This is a genomic window from Methylophilus luteus (assembly GCF_042676265.1).
Taxonomy (GTDB): Bacteria; Pseudomonadota; Gammaproteobacteria; order Burkholderiales; family Methylophilaceae; genus Methylophilus; species Methylophilus luteus.
In genome coordinates, this window is record NZ_JBHTKB010000001.1 from 1,047,339 (window position 1) to 1,067,784 (window position 20,446).

Consider the following 20,446-nt stretch of genomic DNA (forward strand, 5'->3'; position numbering starts at 1 on the left):
ATAAAACTGTTCAGAACTGATCCAGATGCACGGTCACTATGCCATCGTGCTCACTGACCGGGATAGGCGACAGCGATTTACCCTGGCATGGGCCGACGATGCAACGCCCGCTCTGCGGCGAATACATGGCACCATGGGTGGCGCAGATCAGCCATTCTTGCGTCATATTGAAAAATTTTCCGTGTTCCCAGTCCAGTTCCACCGGCACATGGGCACAACGGTTGACATAAGCATAGGCCTTGCCCTGGTAGCGCACGACAAATCCGCTGGCATGCGGCCCCAATGCCGGTATGGCAAAACGCAGGCCATCGCCTTTTTCCAGCAGGTCGGCACTATTGAATGTCAGCACGGTGTCACTCATGTCGCCGCCAGCAACCAGGCACTCAATGTTGCCACATCATGAAACATGTGATCCGGCGAATACTGCTGCAAATGCGTGGCAGTTTGCGAGCCGTAACTCACCGCAGCGGTGATAACACCGGCATTTTTGCCCATTTGCATATCATATTGCGAGTCGCCTATCATCAGGGTGCGCTCGGGCATGACCACCAGTTCGTCCATCAACTCATCCAGCATCTGCGGATGCGGTTTTGAAAAGCATTCGTCCACCGTTTTGGTGGCGCTGAAATATTTGCCCAGGCCAGAAAGCTGCAAGGCGGCATTCAGGCCACGGCGGCCTTTACCGGTGGCGACCGCCTGTTTACAGCCTTTTCTGGCTATGCTGGCTATGGTGTCGCTGATGCCGGAAAACAGCAGTATGGTTTCTTCTGCAGCGTAATAGTTGCGGTTGTAATGTGTGATCAGCGCCTGCACCTGCTCGGCCGGGATATTGCCGAATAGCACTTCTATCGATTCACGCAAGCCCAGGCCTATGATGCTGCGTGCACGCGCTTCACTGAGCACAGGCAGGCCGGCTTCATCGGCGGCTTTGATCAGCGCCTGTGTGATCATGCCGGTGGAGTCGGCAATGGTGCCATCCCAGTCCCAAACAACCAAATCAAACTGCTTCACGAGAACGCTTTCTATCATTTATTTCAATTCTTTTATTATTAAGTATTCTGTTGACGCTGATATTGCAAAAAAGTGTCCAGTTCTGCCGGTAATGGCGCGACCAGGTGCAATGGCTCGCCGGTCAGCGGATGCGCGATGCGTGTTTCACTGGAGTGCAGATACATGCGCTTTAACTTTTGCTTGCTCAGCTGTTTATTGAGCGTGAAGTCACCATATTTATCATCCCCCAGGATAGGAAAGCCCAAATGCGATAACTGCACGCGCAACTGGTGGGTACGCCCGGTGATCAGTTTGGCCTGTAGCAAGCTGAACTGTCCTAGCGCCTCTTGCAGGTAAAACCAGGTCTCAGAAACTTGTGTCTCAACTTCAAAGCGGCCTTTAGCTGCCTGCTGCGTGGCGATCACGCCAGCGGATTTGACTGATTTACGCCCACCTGGTGCATTGTTGAGCAAAGGCTGCTCCACTACATGCACGCGCCGCTCACCGCTTTCAGTCACATACTTCTGCAGATCAAGAATGACTTTCTTTTTTGCTTCCAGCCACTGCCCGTGCACCATCATCACGTAGCGTTTATCCATTTTGTGCTGGCGCATGGCTTCGTGCAGGGCGGTCAGCGCCGAACGTTTTTTGGCGATCATCAGCACGCCGGAAGTTTCTCGGTCCAGCCTGTGCACCAGTTCTAGAAACTTGGCCTGCGGGCGTTCCAGGCGTAACTGTTCGATCACACCCAGGCTGATGCCACTGCCACCATGTACGGCCATGCCGGCCGGTTTGTTCAGCGCCAGCATGGCGTCATCTTCATAGATGACCATCTCGGCCAGTTTGGGCCTGACCGCAGGCACGCCAGGTTTAGGCGCGGCTTCTGCCATGCGTATAGGCGGTACCCTGACCTCATCGCCCAGTTGCAGGCGGTACTCGGCGGTGACGCGTTTTTTATTCACCCGCACTTCACCACTGCGCAAAATGCGGTAGACGTGGCTCTTGGGCACGCCTTTAAGTACCTTGGCCAGATAGTTATCCACGCGCTGGGTCTCAGAAGCCTCATCCACCAGCAGCAAAGTGACTCTGTCACTGGCTGGTTTATCCTGGTGCAATGGCTTTTGCGCGTTGTCTGGCAAGGCCGGTATTGGTGTTTGTTGTGAATTGGGGGTCATATGCAGGTCTTGCTTTGCTTTATCAGGACTTATAGATATACTGTCGGCATTCTGGGTCTGCGTTTTTTCCGGTATCGTCAACAATTTTTCACATTGCTGGCAACGAAACAACCTTAGCGACAGCGGCCATTTTACTGGCCCTGCGTGTCAATTCAGAATCAAAAAATTTTGGTGAATACCGCTCGCCATCAAGTAGCGATAATTAATAGAAATACGAAACGCGAAAGCTCAAGCAGAATAAATAACGATATGAGCCCGGCGTTTGCCAAACCCGAATTTTAACGAATTTAGACTCTGCATAGGGTTTTATTTTAGTAGATAAATAGTGCTAAATCACACAGGTGGATAACAACGACACACCTGACTAGCCTTTCATCAGCTAAGCTCTTTCAGATAATATGAGTATCAATATGATTGCCCTTGTGGCTCATGGACATACTCAAAGATTGTGCATATTGATGCCTGCACTGCTTCATTAGCTTTGCAATTGCCATTGCACTGGCCTCAGGTTAAATCTGGCCTCACGTTAAATTCTGGCGGTTGATACACAACCCTGGCTCGCCCTGTACTCATTTTTATTCTGCAGCTTCCGCCAAGGAGCACTGCATGAAAAGAATGTTGTTTAACGCAACGCAATCGGAAGAATTACGCGTTGCCATTGTCGATGGACAAAAACTGATAGATCTGGATATTGAACACGCTGGTAAAGAACAGCGTAAAAGCAATATCTACAAAGGGGTGATCACCCGCATTGAACCCTCACTTGAAGCCGCGTTTGTCGACTACGGTACTGACAGACACGGCTTTTTGCCTTTTAAGGAAATCTCCCGCAGCTACTTTCAGGAGAAACCTGAAGGTCGCGCCCGCATCCAGGATGTGCTTAAAGAAGGCCAGGAAGTCATCGTCCAGGTGGACAAAGACGAGCGCGGCAGCAAAGGTGCAGCATTAACCACCTTTATCTCGCTGGCTGGCCGCTACCTGGTGCTGATGCCTAACAATCCACGCGGAGGTGGTGTCTCACGCCGCATTGAAGGTGAAGACCGCAATGAGCTGCGCGACACCATGGCGCAACTGGAAGTACCTAACGGCATGAGCATCATCGCGCGTACCGCCGGCATAGGCCGTACCGCTGAAGAGCTGCAATGGGATCTGAACTACCTGACCCAATTATGGCAGGCGATCGAAGATGCTTCCAATTTCCAGCCTGGTGCTTACCTGATCTACCAGGAAAGCAGCCTGGTAATCCGTGCCATCCGTGATTACTTTAGTGCCGATATCGGCGAGATCCTGATTGACACCGCAGATGTGCATGAACAAGCCTTGCAGTTCATGAACCACGTCATGCCGGGCAATGTGACACGCGTCAAGTTGTACCAGGATGAGATCCCCCTGTTCTCGCGCTTCCAGATCGAGCACCAGATCGAATCTGCGTTCTCGCGTGAAGTCCGCCTGCCTTCAGGCGGTGCGATCGTGATCGACCACACTGAGGCGCTGGTGTCTATCGACGTCAACTCTGGCCGTTCCATCAAAGGTGCGGATATTGAGCAGACAGCATTCAATACCAACCTGGAAGCAGCTGAAGAAGTCGCGCGCCAGATGCGCCTGCGTGACCTCGGCGGTCTGGTCGTGATCGACTTTATCGATATGGAGAACCAGCGTAACCAGCGCGAAGTGGAAAATGCGCTGCGTGATGCATTGCACCATGACCGCGCCCGGGTACAAATGGGCAAGATCTCGCGCTTTGGCCTGCTGGAGCTGTCACGTCAGCGCCTGCGCCCTAGCCTGGGTGAAACCAACCATATGACCTGCCCGCGCTGTAACGGCACCGGCCATATCCGTGGCATCGAATCAACTGCCTTGCATATCCTGCGTATCACGCAGGAAGAAGCGATGAAAGACAACAGCGCCATCATCCAGGTACAACTACCGGTTGAAGCGGCGACTTTCCTGCTCAATGAAAAACGTGCCGATATCCACAAGATAGAACAGCGCACTGGCGTTGAGGTCATCCTCATCCCTAATATTCATATGGAAACGCCTAACTACAATATCGTGCGTATCCGCAATGATGATGTCAATGAAGAAACCACCCAGGCCAGCTACAAAATGGTCGACCTGCCGACTGAGTCAGACTACCAGCACCGTTTAGAGCAAGCAGCAGGTCCAGGTAAAGTTGAAGCCCTGGTCAAAGGCATCACCCCGGCGACTTCTGCTCCTATCGTGGAAGAAAAACCAGTGGTGGCCGCGGTAGATCCTAAAAAGTCATTCTTTGGCGTGATCAAATCCTGGTTAGGCCTGGAAGAAAAACCTGTCGTTGAAGAAACCAGCAAGCCAACGCGCGAAGGCAAAGACCAGGGTCGTGACCGTAACAAGAACCGTAACCGTCGTGACCGTGACCGTCAGCGCGAGCGTCCACAGCAGGAACGTGGCGAGCGCCCGGCCAAAGATCAGGATGCCAAGCCTAGACAGGAAAGACCGCAACAGGAAAGACCTGCAGCAAAAGACAGGCAAGACCGTCCTGACAGACAGGAAAGAGCAGACAGGCAGCCACGCCAGCCTGCACAGGAAGCAGCCAAAACCGAGACTAACCAGCCCGCATTGACCGCGCAACCAGGTGAGAACAAGGAACGTGGCGAGCGTGGCAACCGCCGCAACCGTCATGGTCGTCGTGACCGCAGGCCACGTGATGAGTCTGGCAGCACTGAGAACACTGAAGGCCTGAACAACAACGCCCAGGCCCAGGTGAACGAGTCGCAAGCGGCAGCACAGACGCCAGACCATGTTGAGACCTCTAACCAGGCTACCGCAGCGCCAGTTGCAGCCAAGATAGAAGCTAAGCCTGAGGCCAGGACTGAAGTAAGGACTGAAACCAAGGCTAGCGCAGCGGCTGAAACGCAATCTGTAGCACCAGCCAGCAGCGCAGACACTGCTGACCAGGCAGAGGCCAGCAAGGCAGCGCCAGCAGCAAAAGTCGCAGAAAAAGCGCCAGCTGATGACAGCACTGCAGAAAAACCGGCACGCAACCGCTCACGTGGTGGCAAGACCGCTGGTAAAGGCCAAGGCAAAGCAGCAAATGGCAAGGCTGCAGAAGAAACTTCTGCAACAGCTGCGCCAGCGATTGAACTGGTTGAAACAGCACCAGCTGCCAAACCAGCCAGCAAATCAGCAGTTGCTGATCAGGCAGACACTGCGGAAAAGAAACCGGCAGCACGTAAACGCAAACCGGCCGCTGCCAAAGCAACCGCTGACAGCACTGCGGCAGACCCAGGCATACAATTGGTTGAAACCAAGTCTGGTGACAGTAAACCCGCCGCTGCCGCACCCACAGAAGCGGCGAGCAAAGCCAAAAAGCCACGCTCAGCTGCCAAGTGGAAAAAAGATGAAGCAGCCGCTGGCGAAGCCAACGCGATGGTGATGGTTGAAACGCAAAAGAAATAAGCTATCAGCCATAACCACCCGAGCCAGTTTTAGCCAGCCTGAAACTGGAACCGGTAACAAAAAAGAGAGCCAGTGATGGCTCTCTTTTTTTATGTGCCTGGTTTTATGTGGTGGCTGGTAGCAGTTATTGCCAGCGCAGCACACACCAGTAACCAATGATGGTCAACACAATAGAGACGATGACATGGCTGCTGATATAAAGCATGGCCCAACCGTAGTTTTGCTTTTGCAGGAGTGCGAAGGCTTCTGCCGAAAAAGTGGAGAATGTGGTCAAGCCGCCCAAAAAGCCGGTGGTCATCAGCAAGCGCCATTCCGGCGACAAGGCCGGCACAGTTTGCAAGATGCCTAATGCCACGCCCATCAGCAAACCGCCGATCGCATTTGCCAGGAAGGTACCCAGCGGGATCACCCCTATCCCATTCAGGCTCAGCGATAAACCCCACCTGATCCATGCGCCCACACTCGCGCCGACCGCCACTGCTAGCCATGATTTCATTTTAATGTCCTTCTAAAACTGTTTCAGGCAATGTATCATAACTTGCCAGTGACACTTTATAGTGACATTGCCTATCCACCACATTCAGTCGATTTAAAGAGATTCCCTTGCGTTTATTATTTGCCACCTCAGAAATTTTCCCCATTATCAAAACAGGCGGTTTAGCAGACGTAAGTGGCGCACTCCCCACTGCATTATTCGCCAGCGGGCTGGATATCCAGATCGTCCTGCCGGCTTATCGTGGCATTCTGGCCACCTGTGAGTCACCGCGTTTACTCGGTGCATTGCAGGTGTTCCACGACATAAGTTGCGATATTTACCAGACCACCTTGCCTGGCACACACATTCCGCTGCTGCTGATAGATCACCCGCAACTGTATGACCGCGAAGGCGGGCCTTACCATCATCCGCAATACGGCGAGTGGCAGGATAATGCCTTGCGCTTTGGCGTGCTCTCCAAGGTGGCGGCCCTGCTGTCTATGCCCAATGACTTACAGACGTGGCAACCGGATGTGATCCACTGTAATGACTGGCAGACCGGCCTGACACCCTACTACCTGCGCCAGATGGGCAGCAGCACCAAGTCGGTGTTCAGCATACACAATATCGCTTTCCAGGGTAATTTTCATGCCGACTGGCGCCATCGTTTGACGCTGGATGAACAGGATTTCAAAACCGAAGGCTATGAGTTTTATGGCCATGTCTCATTTATGAAAGCCGGGCTTTACTACGCCGATGCGCTGTCTACCGTGAGCCCGACCTACGCCAAGGAGATACAGACCGAGCAGTTCGGCTTTGGCTTTCAGGGCCTGCTGCAGCACCGCTCTGCCGATCTGACCGGCATACTCAACGGTATAGATACGCATGTGTGGGACCCTTCTACCGATGCCTACCTGCCTGTGCACTACAGTGTCAGTAAATTGCGCTGTAAAAAAGAAGTCAAACATGCGCTACAGACCGAACTGGGGCTGACAGTGGATGCCAACGCGCCTTTGCTCGGGGTGGTCAGCCGCCTGACGCACCAGAAAGGCCTGGATATGCTGGCGACCATTGCCCATCAACTGCTGGACAGCGGCTGTCAGCTGGCGGTGCTTGGCAGTGGCGAGCCGGCGCTGGAACAACAATACAGGACCCTGATGCAGCTTTATCCAGGGCAGGTGTCTGTCACCATAGGCTATAACGAACCCTTGTCGCACCGCATCATGGCGGGGGCCGATATCTTTGTCATGCCTTCGCGTTTTGAGCCTTGTGGGCTGAACCAGATGTATGGCCTGCGTTACGGGACGATTCCGGTAGTGGCCAACACCGGTGGGCTGGCAGATTCCGTGCATGGCGGCGCGCCGACTGCAGCAGGAAAACTGCCAGCAAAAATGACAGGATTTGTTATGCCCTACCATAACCCGTGGACACTTTTGGTCACCTTGCGCCAGGCAATCGCGATTTTTGCCAATTCTGGTCAGTGGTTACAACTGCAAAAACAGGCGATGCGGCAGGATGTGAGCTGGGAAACGCGGGCAAAACACTATCAGAAGCTATATGAAACGCTGGTTCCAGGCTGATTAGCCCTAAATTTTGATGATACGCAGAGGGAAAAAGGAGAGTTGGCACAAAAGCTGCTAATTACTAATCAAGCTTCTCCAAAGCTAACTTCTCCTCCCTCAAGGCGCCCAAGTAGGCGTCTTTTTTTTATCCTGCTTTTGCCGTTTATTCTGCCTTGGCTGGCGGCGTCATTACCAGGAAATGCTCACGGTAATATTTAAGCTCATCGATGGACTCATAAATATCTGCTAGTGCTTCATGGCGGCTGGCTTTTTTAAAGCCTGAGTAAATATCCGGGCGCCAGCGACGTGACAACTCTTTAAACACGCTGACATCCAGGTTGCGGTAATGAAAAAACTGCTCCAGACGCGGCATGTAACGCGCCATAAAACGTCTGTCCTGACAGATGGAATTACCACACATAGGTGATTTGCTGGCTGCGACGTGCTCTTTGAGAAAACTGAGCATGGCATCGGTGGCCGCTTCTTCATCCAGCGTAGACGCTTTCACTTTTTCGATCAGGCCACTGCGTCCGTGTGTGCCTTTATTCCAGGCATCCATGCCATCAAGCACGGCGTCAGACTGGTGAACGACCAGCACCGGGGATTCTGCGATCACATTCAGTTGCGCGTCGGTAACCACCGCTGCCAGCTCAAGAATACGATCAGTCTCTGGCAGCAAGCCACTCATTTCCATATCCAGCCAGATTAAATTGTCCTGATTAGTCGCCAATTGTGTGCCTCACGTCATGATTTCCATTAAAATGGGACATTATATTCAGTTCAGTGAACAAGGTGGGTATAAATCCATCAAAATAGCTAACCGAAAACACTTAGCCAGAATCATTTAGCGAACCCACGAACGATATGCCTGAACTCTTTACTCAAATCTTTATTGCTGTCATTGCCATCAGTCTCGCTATCCGTGTCTGGCTAGGCTTGCGGCATATCCGGCATATCCAGCACAACCGCCAGCAGGTGCCCAAGGCGTTTGAAGAAACCATCAGCCTGGAAGCGCACCAGCGTGCCGCCGATTACACCACTGCCAAAGTCAAACTGCGTTTAAGTGAAACCATCATTGAATCAGTGGTGTTAGTTGTCCTGACCCTGGGCGGCGTGTTACAAAGCCTGGACCAACTGTGGCAACAATGGCTACCTGCGCATGAGATCATCCGTGGCGCGCTGATGATCTGTTCGGCCATGCTGATCTCAGGGGCGGCGACATTGCCGTTTGATTACATTCAAACCTTTAATGTGGATGAAAAATTCGGTTTTAACAAAATGTCGCGCGCCATGTTTTTTGCCGACCTGGTCAAACACAGCCTGGTCGGTTTGCTGCTGGGCGGCCCTCTGCTGTTTGCAGCCTTATGGTTGATGGAAGGCGCTGGCGACTGGTGGTGGTTATACCTCTGGCTTATCTGGAGTGTATTCAACCTGTTTATGCTGGCGGTCTACCCTATCTGGATTGCGCCATTATTCAACAAATTCACGCCTATGCAGGACCAGAGCCTGAAAGCCCGCATTGAAGCACTAATGCAAAAATGCGGCTTTGCCAGCCAGGGTCTGTTTGTGATGGATGGTTCCACACGCTCGGGCCACGGCAATGCCTATTTCACCGGTTTTGGTAAAAACAAACGGGTGGTGTTTTTTGACACCCTGCTTGAGAAACTCAATGCCGACGAGATCGAAGCTGTACTTGCCCACGAACTGGGCCATTTCAAGCATAAACATGTGATCAAACGCATAGTCATGATGTTCGGTCTCAGCCTGCTGGGCCTGGCTTTGCTGGGTTTTCTGATGAAGCAGGACTGGTTCTACCAGGGCCTGGGCGTAGTGCAGGCCAGCAATCACATGGCTTTGCTGCTGTTTATGCTGGTCAGCCCGGTGTTTATGTTTATATTGCGCCCGCTGATGGCGGCTTATTCGCGCGTAAACGAATTTGAAGCGGATCAATACGCCTCGCAACAGTCGCGTCCGCAGTACCTGATAGATGCACTGGTCAAACTGTACCGTGATAATGCGTCTACGCTGACGCCAGACCCATTACACTCGGCCTTTTACGATTCACACCCGCCCGCCAGCCTGCGTATCGCCAAATTGCAAACCTACGCATGAGAGCAGCCATCATCCTTGCACTAAGCACAATGGCGGTCAGCAACGCATACGCAGAGGCGACTGCCGATGTGCAGGCAGGGGAAAAGCTGGTGAAAAGCCAATGCATCTCCTGCCATGCCAGTAGTTTTGGCGGTGATGGCAGTGGTATTTACACCCGCGAATACCGTAAAGTGCGTTCACTCAACGGCCTGAAAGCCCAGGTCACCAACTGCAACACCATGCTCAATCTCAAGTGGTTCGATGACGATGAGCTACAGGTGGTGCAGTACCTCAACCAGACCTACTACCATTTCTAATATGCTGGAACAGGGATTGATCGTCGCTGCCTTTGGCAAGCGCTATAACGTCGAGCTGGCTGATGGACGCATACTCAGTTGCGTCACGCGTGGCAAAAAAGTCGATAATGCGGCTGGTGACCGGGTCTCGGTCAAACTCACCTCCAATAAAGAAGGTGTGATTGAAAAGACCGCTGAACGGGATACCCTGCTCTACAGAAGCAACGCCTTTAAAAGCAAGATCCTGGCGGCGAATGTTACCCAGATATTGATAGTACTGGCCACCCAGCCCAGCTTTTACGAAGACCTGCTCAACCGTTGCCTGATCGCGGCCGAAGCCGCCGGCATACGCGCGGTGATCATACTGAACAAGAGTGACCTGCCCAACCCGGATGCGCTGGACAAGCTTGCCCGCTATGCGCAGCTGGGCTATATCTCGTTACCACTCAACGCCAAAGCGTCGGTCGATGCCTTACGGCCTATACTTGCCGGGCATACCAGCATACTGGTCGGTCAATCGGGCATGGGTAAATCCACCATCATCAACGGTTTATTGCCAGAAGTGCGCAGCAAGACCCAGGAGATCAGCACCACCCTGGATAGCGGCAAACACACGACCACGGCCACCCATTTGTATCACCTGGATAATGACAGCGCCATCATAGATTCCCCCGGCCTGCAGGAATTCGGCTTATACCACATAGACAGTATCGCGCTCGAATATGCCTTTGTTGAATTCAGGCCGCACATAGGCCACTGCAAATTCAATAACTGCACGCACACGCATGAACCGGGATGCATGATATTGCAAGCGGTCGCCAAAGGTGAGATCGCCCCGGCACGCCACCAGATATTTCAGCAGATACGTGCTGAAAATGCAGTGCATATCTACGGCTAAGCTAGCCAGTACCGTCTTAAGGCCAATGCCTTCTATTACCAGTTAAACTTCCGGCCTACTCAGGTCTCGTCCCGCAACTTAAATCTATTGTTGAATTCCACAAAACAAAACACCCTGCCGAAGCAGGGTGTTTCTAAGACTACGTATTGCTAAAGTAACTTTGAGATAAATCTCGAATTACAGTGAGAATACATTCAGTGCACCGCCGCCAGGAGCAGCGTTGTACTTGGTCAACTCTTTGTAACCACCAGCAGCACCCAGTGCGTCGGTATCACTGGTCATACCCAGGTTCATCGCCACGCCAGCCCAGCCACCGATACCGGAGAAGATACCAACGTATTGTTTACCTTTGTTACCGTAGGTGAATGCGTTACCGATCGCGCCAGAACCAACCTGGAATTTCCACAGTTCTTTACCAGTTTTGGCATCTACTGCCTTGAACCAGCGGTCCAGAGTACCGTAGAACACAAGATCTGTTGCAGTCGTCAGAGCACCACTCCAGGCGGAGAATTTCTCTTTGTTGTACCAGACTTTTTTGTTGGTCATAGGATCATAAGCACCGAAGCCACCCATCACACCGTCAGGACCTGCAAACATGGTCAATGTCGCGCCAACCCATGGCTGACCAGCAACATATTTGGACTCAACTGGCTCGTATGTCATACATACGTGGTTGAGTGGAGAATACATCAAACCGGTTTTTGGTGAGTAAGCAGCAGGTTGCTGGTCTTTAGTACCCAACGCAGCCGGGCAGATACCTTTAGCGTTGTAGTCCTGGTGAGTAGAGTAACGGCCATCTTTGCTTGGCACGCCTGTTTTCAGGTCTACGTCAGCAGCCCAGTTAACAAACGGGTGTACTTTTTCAGCAGCGATCAGCGTACCGGTGTTTGCGTTCCAGGTGTAGGCGAAACCGTTACGGTCATGGTGCCAGGCGTATGTTTTGCCACCTTTGTCGAACAGGATGACTTCGTTCACGCCATCGTAGTCCCACTCATCGTGTGGAGTCATTTGCATCGCCCATTTGGCCACGCCGGTGTCCAGGTCACGCGCAGTCACTGTCATAGACCATTTGTTGTCGCCTGGACGTACGTCCGGGTTCCAGACAGATGGGTTACCAGCACCGTAGTAAACCAGGTTTGTTTTAGCGTCATACGGCCACCAGCCCCATACGGAACCGCCACCATGTTGCCAGCCGTCTTTGATCGCCTGTGGTTTCAACCAGGTACGTGTACCCAATTCTTTTTCGCCACCTTTGATCTGTGAAGCGTCCAGACGCTTGAAGGAACCGCCTTCTTTGTTACCACCGTTTACGTCCTGGTAAACTGACAGCGCGTTGTACAGTGGGTTGTCTTTGTTAGTGTTGGCGTCGTGCAATGTTTCAGCATCAGGGCCTGTTGAGTAGGCTTTCCATGCCAGAGAACCGTCTTTCAGGTTGTATGCAGCGATAAAGCAGCGTACGCCGAATTCAGCACCTGAACAGCCGGTCAATACTTTGTCTTTGATCACGTGCGGTGCGTTAGTGTTAGTCGCGCCAACTTTTGGGTCAGTGTTTTTTACTTCCCAGATTTTTTTACCATCTTTGGCATCCAGAGCGACCAGCATGCCGTCGTTCTGTTGCAGGAAGATCTTGCCGTCGCCAAAGCCCAGGCCACGTGTCACGTTATCGCAGCACAGAACCGCTTGCACGCTTGGGTCTTGCTTAGGGAAATAAGACCAGACGATTTTCTGGTTATCGTTCAGGTCCAGCGCGTAAATGTTGTTCGGGAAAGCAGACACCAGATACATCATGTTACCAACGACGACTGGAGAACCTTCGTGACCACGGTTAACACCGGTAGCGAATGTCCAGGCAGCTTTCAGGTTCTTGATGTTGCCTTTGTTGATTTGTGCCAGGCTGCTATAACCTTGGTTGTTATGTTGGCCACGTGGGTGTGCCCAGTTATTTGGGTCTTTCATGGCGGCTTCCTGGTCAGCAGCGGCAAATGCCAGCACTGGCAAGGCAAGCGCTACGCTAGCAGCAACACCAAAAGCGGTTTTGATTTTCATCATAGTTATATCTCCGGAGATAAATCACATGTAGCAATATTGTAAAAATATTGAATAAACGTAAAAACATTGAGCGACGCTTAGTTTGCTACCGGACTAGGCTTCCAGAGCTGTTACCCATCCTGTTACAGATGTATCACTGTATTAAGCGGATGTAACTGTAATATAGATAGCACGCGATGACAGCCAGCCAGTTTCGGGTTTTATTCATGGGCCAGATAAGGAATTTTTCCGAAAACTTTGTTGAAATGCATTTCTTTTGTATCATGCAGACATTGGAGGGCACGTCCTAGTGTGATCTTCAGGTAATTGCGGCATCGTCTTAACGGCGGTATCGCGTTCTTACTTGATATGATTGAAGGTATACACTGGCTGTGCTCAGACCCTGGCATTATTCCCTGGTATTAGATAAAGAAGCTGCGGCCTCTATCCATCAGCAATTGATAGAGCATTTTCGCGGCATGATAGAAGGCGGTGCCTGGCTGGGCGGCAGTGCCCTACCCAGTTCGCGCGACATCGCGCAACGCCTCAGCATCAACCGCAAGACCGTTTCCCGTGTTTATGAAGAACTGTCCGCCCTGGGCCTGATCTATACCGAGCCTAAACGCGGCACCTTTGTCACCGCCACTGCGCGCGTCAAACAGCCCGCCAGCGCCCTGCGCGACGCAGAGTCTGTTGCGGCCTCGCTGCAGCGGCCACAGTCAGACCCTTACGCCAACAGCATACACACCCTGATCCAGAAAACCAGCCTGCACCACATCCGCCGCGCGGCATTGCATATGCACAAGCTGCAAACGCATGATTATGATGCGACCGGCCTGTTCAACCTCAAGCACATGCTGGCCAACCTGTTAGCACATGAAAAACGCTTTCTGGTCTCGCCTGACCATATCGCCTGCGGCAGCTGGCTGGCGCTGCAAAACGCTGTCATCCATAGCATCAACCCGGATGATGGCTTATTGCTGGTAGACCACAATATCAGCGCCAGCCTGATCACGCTGCTGCAAAAACAGGGCATACATGTGATACAGCTGGCCGAAACTGCAGGCAACCAGGCTGCGACCTTTGCCGAGCAGATAGAGAAATACTGCATCAACTACCCGGTCGCGGCGCTATGGTGCGACACCTCCGCCCTATTCAGCAGCGAAAACTATGTGACAGACCAAGCCCTGCTGGCGCAAAAGCTGGCCGATTACCGCCTGCTGCTGATAGATGACCAGCGCAGCAGTTTTCCACTCAGCCAGGAAAGCCCGCCGCCACTAGCCAGCAAATATGCCAGGAGCCTGATGATAGGCAGCCTGTATGGCGATTTTTGTGATGCTTTTAATCTGTGCTATGTCGCCAGCAATGAAAACCTCTCCAGCGCCTTCCTGGACGCCCTGAATACACAGCACCAGCAGTCTTCGCTGCTCAATATGCTGGCGCAGAGCGAGCTAATCAAACGCGGTGAGTATAAAAAGCTGCTGACGGGCATACACCGCTTTCTGCAGTCTGCCTGATTCTGTCAAACAAGAATTGGTTGTAAATACGCGGAATTACAACCAATTGGCTGTTATCAGCCACCAATAATTCGGGATAAATTCCCATTGACTAAAAAAATAGTTTTTTCAATCATGCGCTTAAAAATCAGGGTTGTACTGGCATATTTAATGCTCATTACCAGCAGGGAGTGAACTATCACTAGGACCGATATGAGCAACTGCAAACTTGCTCCTATCGGGGTAGACGCTCCCTAACTTGCATATTGATCTCATGCAAAAAAGGCACCGCATATGCGGTGCCTTTTGACCTACTGAGTTACTAGTCTGAACGCCTCAGTATAACAGGCGGTTCAAGTCAGCCGTTTACTCCTGGCCGATCTGGTAGACTTCATAGCTGGTTTCAACGATCTTGCCGGTGGTCGCATCAACTTCCACTTTCACTTCTTCGTTGTCTGCTTCCAGAATATCAAACTCGTATGAAGCTTTGCCGTCTGGCTCAAGCTCGTACTCTGTTTCTACCACTTTACCTGGATGCGCAGCCAGTGCAGTGGCTTTCGCGTCTTCTTCAGATACTTTGGCTAATGCCTTGAATCTTTCGTCATCAGCTGTGACTTCTTCTTCTACTTCAGTGATCTTGCCAGTTTTAGCATTGCACTCGATATCCCATGCTTTGCCATCGCTGGATTGCATGTCAAACTCGTAAACCAGTTGCTTGCGCTCTGATTTAGCTTCAAGTTTAACGATTTTGCCATCGTGCTTGGATAAAGCTGCTTTTACACACTTGCCCAGGCTATCGTAGGCTTTAGGTTTGAGGGTGGCGTGGTCAGCAAAAGCCTGACCCGACAATACACCGCACAGCGCGGCAGTGATAAGTGACACTTTTATTTGCATTTTGATCTCCTTGTTAAATGTCATGATTGAGGTGTGGCGCTCAAGCTAGGTACTCTTACACCACGATACATAACGCGAAAAAGGATAACAAAAACAGCTTATTCTGGTGCAAAAATTACATCTTGTTAACAAAATGGCTAAAAATAGCCATTTGTCAGGATTTATCAGCGACTGGACTATACAGCGACTGGCGCCTTGATGGCCGGGTGCGGGTCGTAGCCTTCCAACGTGAAATCTTCAAAGCGGAAAGCGAAGATATCTTTCACCTCGGGGTTGATACGCATGGTCGGCAATGCGCGTGCTGAACGCGACAATTGTTCTTTGACCTGGTCCATATGGTTGTTATAAATATGCGCGTCGCCCAGTGTGTGCACAAAGTCACCCAGTTGCAAATCACAGGCCTGCGCAACCATCATGGTCAGCAGTGCGTAAGAAGCAATATTGAATGGCACGCCGAGGAAGATATCGGCACTGCGCTGGTACAGCTGGCAGCTCAGCTTGCCATCGGCGACGTAGAACTGGAAAAAAGCGTGGCAAGGCGGCAGTTTCATCTGCTCAATATCGGAAACATTCCAGGCAGACACGATCAGTCTACGTGAATCAGGCGTTGTTTTGATCTGATGGATGACCTGGCTGATCTGGTCTATGTGCGATCCGTCCGGCTTGGGCCAGTTACGCCATTGGTAGCCGTAAACCGGGCCCAGGTTACCTTCGGCATCTGCCCATTCATCCCAGATACTAACGCCATTCTCTTTCAGGTAGGCGATATTGGTGCTGCCTTTTAAAAACCATAACAGCTCATGAATGATGGATTTTAAATGCACTTTTTTGGTGGTCAGCAAGGGGAAGCCTTCTGCCAGGTTGAAGCGCATCTGGTAACCGAATACCGAGATGGTGCCGGTGCCGGTGCGGTCGGTTTTCTGGTGGCCGTGCGCCAGTACGTGGTTGAGCAGGTCATGATACTGTTGCATGCGAGGGCTCCCGAAAATGATTAAGTATTGGCGACTATAAACGCTTTGACCGCATCTACACTGGCATCCATCACTGTGGATCTCTGCGGCAGGTCCTCCAGGCCATTGAGGCTGGCTGGCCGTTCGGGGGCTACACCCAGCGCTTCTACGATGGCATCTTCAAACTTGGCCGGCAAAGCGGTTTCCAGCACCAGCATGGGCACTTGCGGATCGCGTTTTTCCAGCGCGACCTTCAGGCCATCGGCGGTATGCGTATCTATGGTCACGCCATATTTCTGTTTGCTGGCACGGATGGTATTCAGGCGGTCAGCGTGATTGCTGCTGCCAGACACAAAACCAAAGTCAGCGACCTGGTCAAAGTAGCCGTCGGCATTGAGGTCGAACTTGCCGCCATGGTCCACTGCCGTCCATAACTCGCGCACCCTGGCACTATCCTGCCCTACCAGGTCAAACACAAAACGCTCAAAGTTAGACGCTTTGCTGATATCCATAGACGGGCTGGAGGTATGGTAGGTATTGGCCGCGCCACGCGGGGCGTAGACACCGGTCCTGAAGAACTCGTCCAGCACATCGTTTTCGTTGGTGGCAACGATCAGTTGCTCCACTGGCAGGCCCATCATGCGGGCGATATGCCCGGCACAGACGTTACCGAAGTTGCCACTAGGCACGGTGAAACTGACTTTCTGTTTATTATCCCGGGTGACTGCCAGGTAGCCTTTAAAGTAGTAGACGATCTGGGCTGCGATACGGCCCCAGTTGATGGAGTTCACTGCACCTATCTTGTATTGCGCCTTGAAGTCATGGTCATTGGACACGGCTTTGACGATATCTTGCGCATCGTCGAACACGCCTTTGACGGCGATATTAAAGATATTGTCATCCTGCAGGCTGAACATCTGTGCAGTCTGAAAACGGCTCATCTTCTGGTATGGCGACAGCATGAATACGCGCACGCCCTTTTTGCCACGCATGGCATATTCGGCGGCAGAGCCGGTATCGCCAGAGGTGGCACCCAGGATATTGGTGGTCTGGCCGGTTTTGCTGAGTACGTATTCAAACAGATTGCCCAGCAACTGCATGGCCATGTCTTTAAAGGCCAGGGTAGGCCCGTTGGAAAGGCTTAGCAGGTACAGATTCTCTTCCAGCTTGAGCGTAGGCGTGATGTCTTCGGCAGACTGCCCGGCACGCGCAAAGCCATATACCTCTGCTCTATAGGTTTTATCTATGATGGCTTTGAGGTCGCTGTGCGGAATATCGCTGTCATCGACCAGGCGTGACAAGATGGCAAACGCCAGTTCACGGTAGTTCATGCCGCGCATGGCGGTGAGGTCTGCGTCGCTGAATTGCGGATATTGCTCAGGCAGATAAAGGCCGCCATCCGGCGCCAGGCCACCAAGCAGGATCTCACTGAAACTCAAGGCCGGTGATTGGCCGCGGGTACTGATATATTTCATTACATATTACCTAATGTATTAGCGCTGGTTCAGGCATGGCGCAAACCAGCATGGCTAGCGTTAGCGGGACAATGTTTAGCGGGACAATGTTTCCAAGCGGATCTTGGTCACTGCACCGTCAATAGCAGGCAAAGCCTCAATGTTGCCTATGGCAGCGTCCATGATCTTTTCCTGTGTAGTATGCGTCAGGATAATGATATCGGCTTCGGCTTCACCTTCCTCTGGTTCTTTTTGCAGCATGGCATCTATGGAGATCTTCAGGTCGGCCAGTATCTTGGTAACATCCGCCATCACGCCTGGCTTGTCTGATGCACGTAAGCGCAGGTAGTAGCCAGAGTGCACTTCAGCAATCGGCAATACCGGTAACGCTTGCTGCTGCTCAAGCTGGTAACCGAGGAAAGCCACACGCTGTTCAGCCGTGGTGCCTTGCAAGCGGGCAATATCCACCAAGTCAGCCACCACGGCGCTGGCCGTGGGTTCGGCACCGGCTCCGGCACCGTAATACAGCGTAGGCCCGACTGCATCACCTTTGACCACCACGGCGTTCATCGCGCCATCCACATTGGCGATCAGGCGTTTTTCCGGGATCAGGGTGGGATGCACACGCAATTCCACACCGGCTTCTGTTTTTTTACTGATGCCCAATAACTTGATTCTATAGCCTAGCTCTTGCGCGTATTGGATATCCTGGCTCGTCAGCTTGGTGATGCCTTCGGTATAAGCCTGCTCAAACTGCATAGGTGTGCCAAAGGCGATGCTCGCCATGATTGTCAGCTTGTGGGCGGCATCTATGCCTTCCACATCAAACGTAGGGTCTGCTTCTGCATAGCCCAGGCGTTGCGCTTCTTTCAGCACGTCGGCAAAAGCCAGGCCTTTGTCACGCATTTCAGTCAGGATAAAATTAGTGGTGCCATTGATGATGCCGGCCACCCATTCTATCCTGTTGGCACTTAAGCCTTCGCGCAGCGCCTTGATAATAGGGATACCGCCAGCCACTGCCGCTTCAAACGCGACGATCACGCCTTTTTCAGCCGCAGCCTTGAAGATCTCGTTACCGTGCACGGCCAGCAAAGCCTTGTTAGCGGTGACCACATGCTTGCCATTGTCTATTGCTTTTAACACCAGCTCTTTGGCTATGGTATAACCACCGATAAGCTCGACCACTACATCCACTTCAGGGTTATTCACCACGGCAAAAGCATCGTCAGTCACGGCCACCTGGCCACCGGTGACTTGCCTGGCTAATTCCAGGTTACGGTCTGCCACCTGCACGATACGGATATTGCCGCCTATACGGCGCGTAATATCTGACTGGTTGCGTGTGATCACAGTGTATGTACCACCGCCTACAGTGCCAATGCCTAACAAACCTACTTTGAGTTCTTTCATATTCACATTCTATAACTTAAGTCACACTCTAAATGAATCATCAGCACGTGCCGGCACGCGCTATTTGCTATGTTTTTTACGGTAACCATCCAGATAACGGCCTATGCGCGTCATCGCTTCGGTCAGGTCATCGACATTGGGCAGGAACACCACCCTGAAATGGTCAGGGGTAGGCCAGTTAAAGCCGGTACCCTGCACCAGCAATACTTTCTCTTCCAGCAACAGGTCGAGGATAAATTGCTGGTCATCCTGAATCGGATAGATTTTAGGATCCAGCCGTGGAAACAGATACATGGCCGCTTGCGGCTTGACACAGCTGACGCCAGGTAAGGCGGTCAACATCTCATAAGCCAGGTCACGCTGCTTGCATAAGCGTCCGCTAGGTGCGACCAGGTCATTGATACTCTGATAGCCGCCCAATGCGGTCTGTATCGCCAACTGCCCTGGCACATTGGCACATAGCCGCATAGACGCCAGCATATTCAGGCCTTCGATATAATCCTTGGCCGGTTTTTTATCGCCGGAGATGATCATCCAGCCGGAACGATAGCCACAAGCACGGTAATTTTTTGATAGCCCGTTGAAGGTGACGAACAGCACATCATCTGCCAGCGAGGCGATAGAAGTATGCGTATTGCCGTCGTACAGCACCTTGTCATAGATTTCATCGGCGAAAATGACCAGGCCATGGTGGCGCGCGATCTCTATGATGCCTTCCAGGATTTCTTGGGGATAGAGGGCACCAGTCGGGTTATTCGGGTTGATGATGACTATGCCCTTGGTATTGGCAGTGATCTTGTTTTCGATATCCTTCAGGTCTGGCAACCAGCCTGATTTCTCATCACAGATATAGTGACGCGCACTGCCACCGGCCAGATTCACTGCCGCCGTCCACAACGGGTAATCCGGCATCGGGATCAATACCTGGTCGCCATTGTTGAGCAGGCCCTGCATCGCCATCACTATCAGCTCAGACACACCATTACCAATGATGATGTCGTCTATGGTCACGCCTTCGATATTCTTTTGCTGGGTGTAATGCATGATGGCTTTACGCGCTGCAAACAAGCCTTTTGAATCGGTGTAGCCAGAGGCCTGATCCATGTTGTGGATCACGTCCTGCACGATCTCCTCCGGCGCATTAAAACCGAATGGCATGGGGTTACCGATATTCAGCTTGATGATGCGTTGGCCGTCTTCTTCCATCTGGCGGGCGCGCTGCAATACCGGGCCGCGGATGTCATAACAGACATTACTTAATTTATTTGATTTATTGACTGGCTGCATAC

General features: G+C 52.1%; 17 protein-coding genes. 6 read left to right on the top strand and 11 right to left on the bottom strand.

Annotated elements, in window-relative coordinates:
- Positions 1-10: 10 nt before the first annotated feature.
- From ACFQ1Z_RS04745 to ACFQ1Z_RS04755, 3 genes are read right to left on the bottom strand one after another with little or no spacing between them, the layout of a single operon-like run.
- Positions 11-361, bottom strand: a complete 351-nt coding sequence (locus ACFQ1Z_RS04745) for a Rieske (2Fe-2S) protein (RefSeq protein ID WP_379056022.1) — start codon at positions 359-361, stop codon at positions 11-13.
- A complete protein-coding gene (locus tag ACFQ1Z_RS04750) occupies positions 358-1,011 on the bottom strand; it encodes an HAD family hydrolase (protein ID WP_379056024.1) in 654 nt (217 codons plus the stop codon). The genes ACFQ1Z_RS04745 and ACFQ1Z_RS04750 overlap by 4 nt, the downstream gene beginning before the upstream one ends.
- 38 nt (positions 1,012-1,049) lie before the next feature.
- Positions 1,050-2,165 (bottom strand): pseudouridine synthase, encoded by a 1,116-nt coding sequence (locus tag ACFQ1Z_RS04755; RefSeq protein ID WP_379056025.1) that lies wholly within the window; start codon positions 2,163-2,165, stop codon positions 1,050-1,052.
- A gap of 606 nt (positions 2,166-2,771) precedes the next feature.
- On the opposite strand from ACFQ1Z_RS04755, the gene ACFQ1Z_RS04760 reads away from it, so the two are divergent.
- Positions 2,772-5,603 (top strand): Rne/Rng family ribonuclease, encoded by a 2,832-nt coding sequence (locus ACFQ1Z_RS04760; RefSeq protein WP_379056026.1) that lies wholly within the window; start codon positions 2,772-2,774, stop codon positions 5,601-5,603.
- Between the two features lie 124 nt (positions 5,604-5,727).
- Here the strand turns inward: ACFQ1Z_RS04760 and crcB are convergent, their stop codons facing one another.
- Positions 5,728-6,099: a fluoride efflux transporter CrcB gene (gene crcB / locus ACFQ1Z_RS04765; RefSeq protein ID WP_379056028.1), complete on the bottom strand. Its 372-nt coding sequence runs from the start codon at positions 6,097-6,099 to the stop codon at positions 5,728-5,730.
- 107 nt (positions 6,100-6,206) lie between these two features.
- Between crcB and glgA the strand changes: the two genes are divergently transcribed.
- Positions 6,207-7,658: a glycogen synthase GlgA gene (glgA, locus tag ACFQ1Z_RS04770; RefSeq protein ID WP_379056029.1), complete on the top strand. Its 1,452-nt coding sequence runs from the start codon at positions 6,207-6,209 to the stop codon at positions 7,656-7,658.
- Between the two features lie 145 nt (positions 7,659-7,803).
- Here the strand turns inward: glgA and orn are convergent, their stop codons facing one another.
- The gene (gene orn, locus ACFQ1Z_RS04775) at positions 7,804-8,370 is read right to left on the bottom strand and encodes an oligoribonuclease (RefSeq protein ID WP_379056030.1); all 567 of its coding nucleotides are present in this window, start codon (positions 8,368-8,370) and stop codon (positions 7,804-7,806) included.
- A 134-nt stretch (positions 8,371-8,504) separates the two neighbouring features.
- On the opposite strand from orn, the gene ACFQ1Z_RS04780 reads away from it, so the two are divergent.
- From ACFQ1Z_RS04780 to rsgA, 3 genes are read left to right on the top strand one after another with little or no spacing between them, the layout of a single operon-like run.
- Complete coding sequence (locus tag ACFQ1Z_RS04780; protein WP_379056032.1) at positions 8,505-9,752, top strand: M48 family metallopeptidase; 1,248 nt, start codon at positions 8,505-8,507, stop codon at positions 9,750-9,752.
- Positions 9,749-10,048 carry a c-type cytochrome gene (locus ACFQ1Z_RS04785; protein WP_379056034.1) on the top strand — a complete coding sequence of 100 codons (300 nt, stop codon included), beginning with the start codon at positions 9,749-9,751 and terminating at the stop codon, positions 10,046-10,048. Before ACFQ1Z_RS04780 ends, ACFQ1Z_RS04785 begins: the two co-directional genes overlap by 4 nt.
- A gap of 1 nt (position 10,049) precedes the next feature.
- Complete coding sequence (gene rsgA / locus ACFQ1Z_RS04790; RefSeq protein WP_379056035.1) at positions 10,050-10,925, top strand: ribosome small subunit-dependent GTPase A; 876 nt, start codon at positions 10,050-10,052, stop codon at positions 10,923-10,925.
- Between the two features lie 177 nt (positions 10,926-11,102).
- On the opposite strand, the gene ACFQ1Z_RS04795 is transcribed toward rsgA, so the two are convergent.
- Complete coding sequence (locus ACFQ1Z_RS04795) at positions 11,103-12,974, bottom strand: outer membrane protein assembly factor BamB family protein (RefSeq protein WP_379056037.1); 1,872 nt, start codon at positions 12,972-12,974, stop codon at positions 11,103-11,105.
- A 371-nt stretch (positions 12,975-13,345) separates the two neighbouring features.
- Between ACFQ1Z_RS04795 and ACFQ1Z_RS04800 the strand changes: the two genes are divergently transcribed.
- Entirely contained in the window at positions 13,346-14,470 is a 1,125-nt protein-coding gene (locus ACFQ1Z_RS04800; protein ID WP_379056039.1) for a GntR family transcriptional regulator, read from the top strand.
- Between the two features lie 345 nt (positions 14,471-14,815).
- On the opposite strand, the gene ACFQ1Z_RS04805 is transcribed toward ACFQ1Z_RS04800, so the two are convergent.
- The 5 genes from ACFQ1Z_RS04805 to ACFQ1Z_RS04825 all read right to left on the bottom strand — a co-directional run bounded on the left by ACFQ1Z_RS04805 (position 14,816) and on the right by ACFQ1Z_RS04825 (position 20,444).
- Positions 14,816-15,343, bottom strand: a complete 528-nt coding sequence (locus ACFQ1Z_RS04805; protein WP_379056041.1) for a PepSY domain-containing protein — start codon at positions 15,341-15,343, stop codon at positions 14,816-14,818.
- Between the two features lie 176 nt (positions 15,344-15,519).
- On the bottom strand, positions 15,520-16,314 hold the full coding sequence (locus ACFQ1Z_RS04810) for a thymidylate synthase (protein WP_379056043.1): 795 nt from the start codon (positions 16,312-16,314) through the stop codon (positions 15,520-15,522).
- A gap of 20 nt (positions 16,315-16,334) precedes the next feature.
- Positions 16,335-17,768, bottom strand: a complete 1,434-nt coding sequence (thrC, locus tag ACFQ1Z_RS04815) for a threonine synthase (protein ID WP_379056044.1) — start codon at positions 17,766-17,768, stop codon at positions 16,335-16,337.
- 75 nt (positions 17,769-17,843) lie between these two features.
- Positions 17,844-19,157, bottom strand: a complete 1,314-nt coding sequence (locus tag ACFQ1Z_RS04820) for a homoserine dehydrogenase (RefSeq protein WP_379056046.1) — start codon at positions 19,155-19,157, stop codon at positions 17,844-17,846.
- Between the two features lie 60 nt (positions 19,158-19,217).
- Complete coding sequence (locus ACFQ1Z_RS04825) at positions 19,218-20,444, bottom strand: pyridoxal phosphate-dependent aminotransferase (RefSeq protein WP_379056048.1); 1,227 nt, start codon at positions 20,442-20,444, stop codon at positions 19,218-19,220.
- Between the last annotated feature and the right edge of the window lie 2 nt (positions 20,445-20,446).

Bases quoted from the DNA above. Each gene is read 5' to 3' on its own strand.
- ACFQ1Z_RS04745 (WP_379056022.1), bottom strand. From the start codon at position 361: ATGAGTGACACCGTGCTGACATTCAATAGTGCCGACCTGCTGGAAAAA.
- ACFQ1Z_RS04755 (WP_379056025.1), bottom strand. From the start codon at position 2,165: ATGACCCCCAATTCACAACAAACACCAATACCGGCCTTGCCAGACAAC.
- ACFQ1Z_RS04760 (WP_379056026.1), top strand. From the start codon at position 2,772: ATGAAAAGAATGTTGTTTAACGCAACGCAATCGGAAGAATTACGCGTT.
- crcB (WP_379056028.1), bottom strand. From the start codon at position 6,099: ATGAAATCATGGCTAGCAGTGGCGGTCGGCGCGAGTGTGGGCGCATGG.
- ACFQ1Z_RS04780 (WP_379056032.1), top strand. From the start codon at position 8,505: ATGCCTGAACTCTTTACTCAAATCTTTATTGCTGTCATTGCCATCAGT.
- ACFQ1Z_RS04785 (WP_379056034.1), top strand. From the start codon at position 9,749: ATGAGAGCAGCCATCATCCTTGCACTAAGCACAATGGCGGTCAGCAAC.
- rsgA (WP_379056035.1), top strand. From the start codon at position 10,050: ATGCTGGAACAGGGATTGATCGTCGCTGCCTTTGGCAAGCGCTATAAC.
- ACFQ1Z_RS04795 (WP_379056037.1), bottom strand. From the start codon at position 12,974: ATGATGAAAATCAAAACCGCTTTTGGTGTTGCTGCTAGCGTAGCGCTT.
- ACFQ1Z_RS04805 (WP_379056041.1), bottom strand. From the start codon at position 15,343: ATGCAAATAAAAGTGTCACTTATCACTGCCGCGCTGTGCGGTGTATTG.
- ACFQ1Z_RS04810 (WP_379056043.1), bottom strand. From the start codon at position 16,314: ATGCAACAGTATCATGACCTGCTCAACCACGTACTGGCGCACGGCCAC.
- thrC (WP_379056044.1), bottom strand. From the start codon at position 17,768: ATGAAATATATCAGTACCCGCGGCCAATCACCGGCCTTGAGTTTCAGT.
- ACFQ1Z_RS04820 (WP_379056046.1), bottom strand. From the start codon at position 19,157: ATGAAAGAACTCAAAGTAGGTTTGTTAGGCATTGGCACTGTAGGCGGT.
- ACFQ1Z_RS04825 (WP_379056048.1), bottom strand. From the start codon at position 20,444: ATGCAGCCAGTCAATAAATCAAATAAATTAAGTAATGTCTGTTATGAC.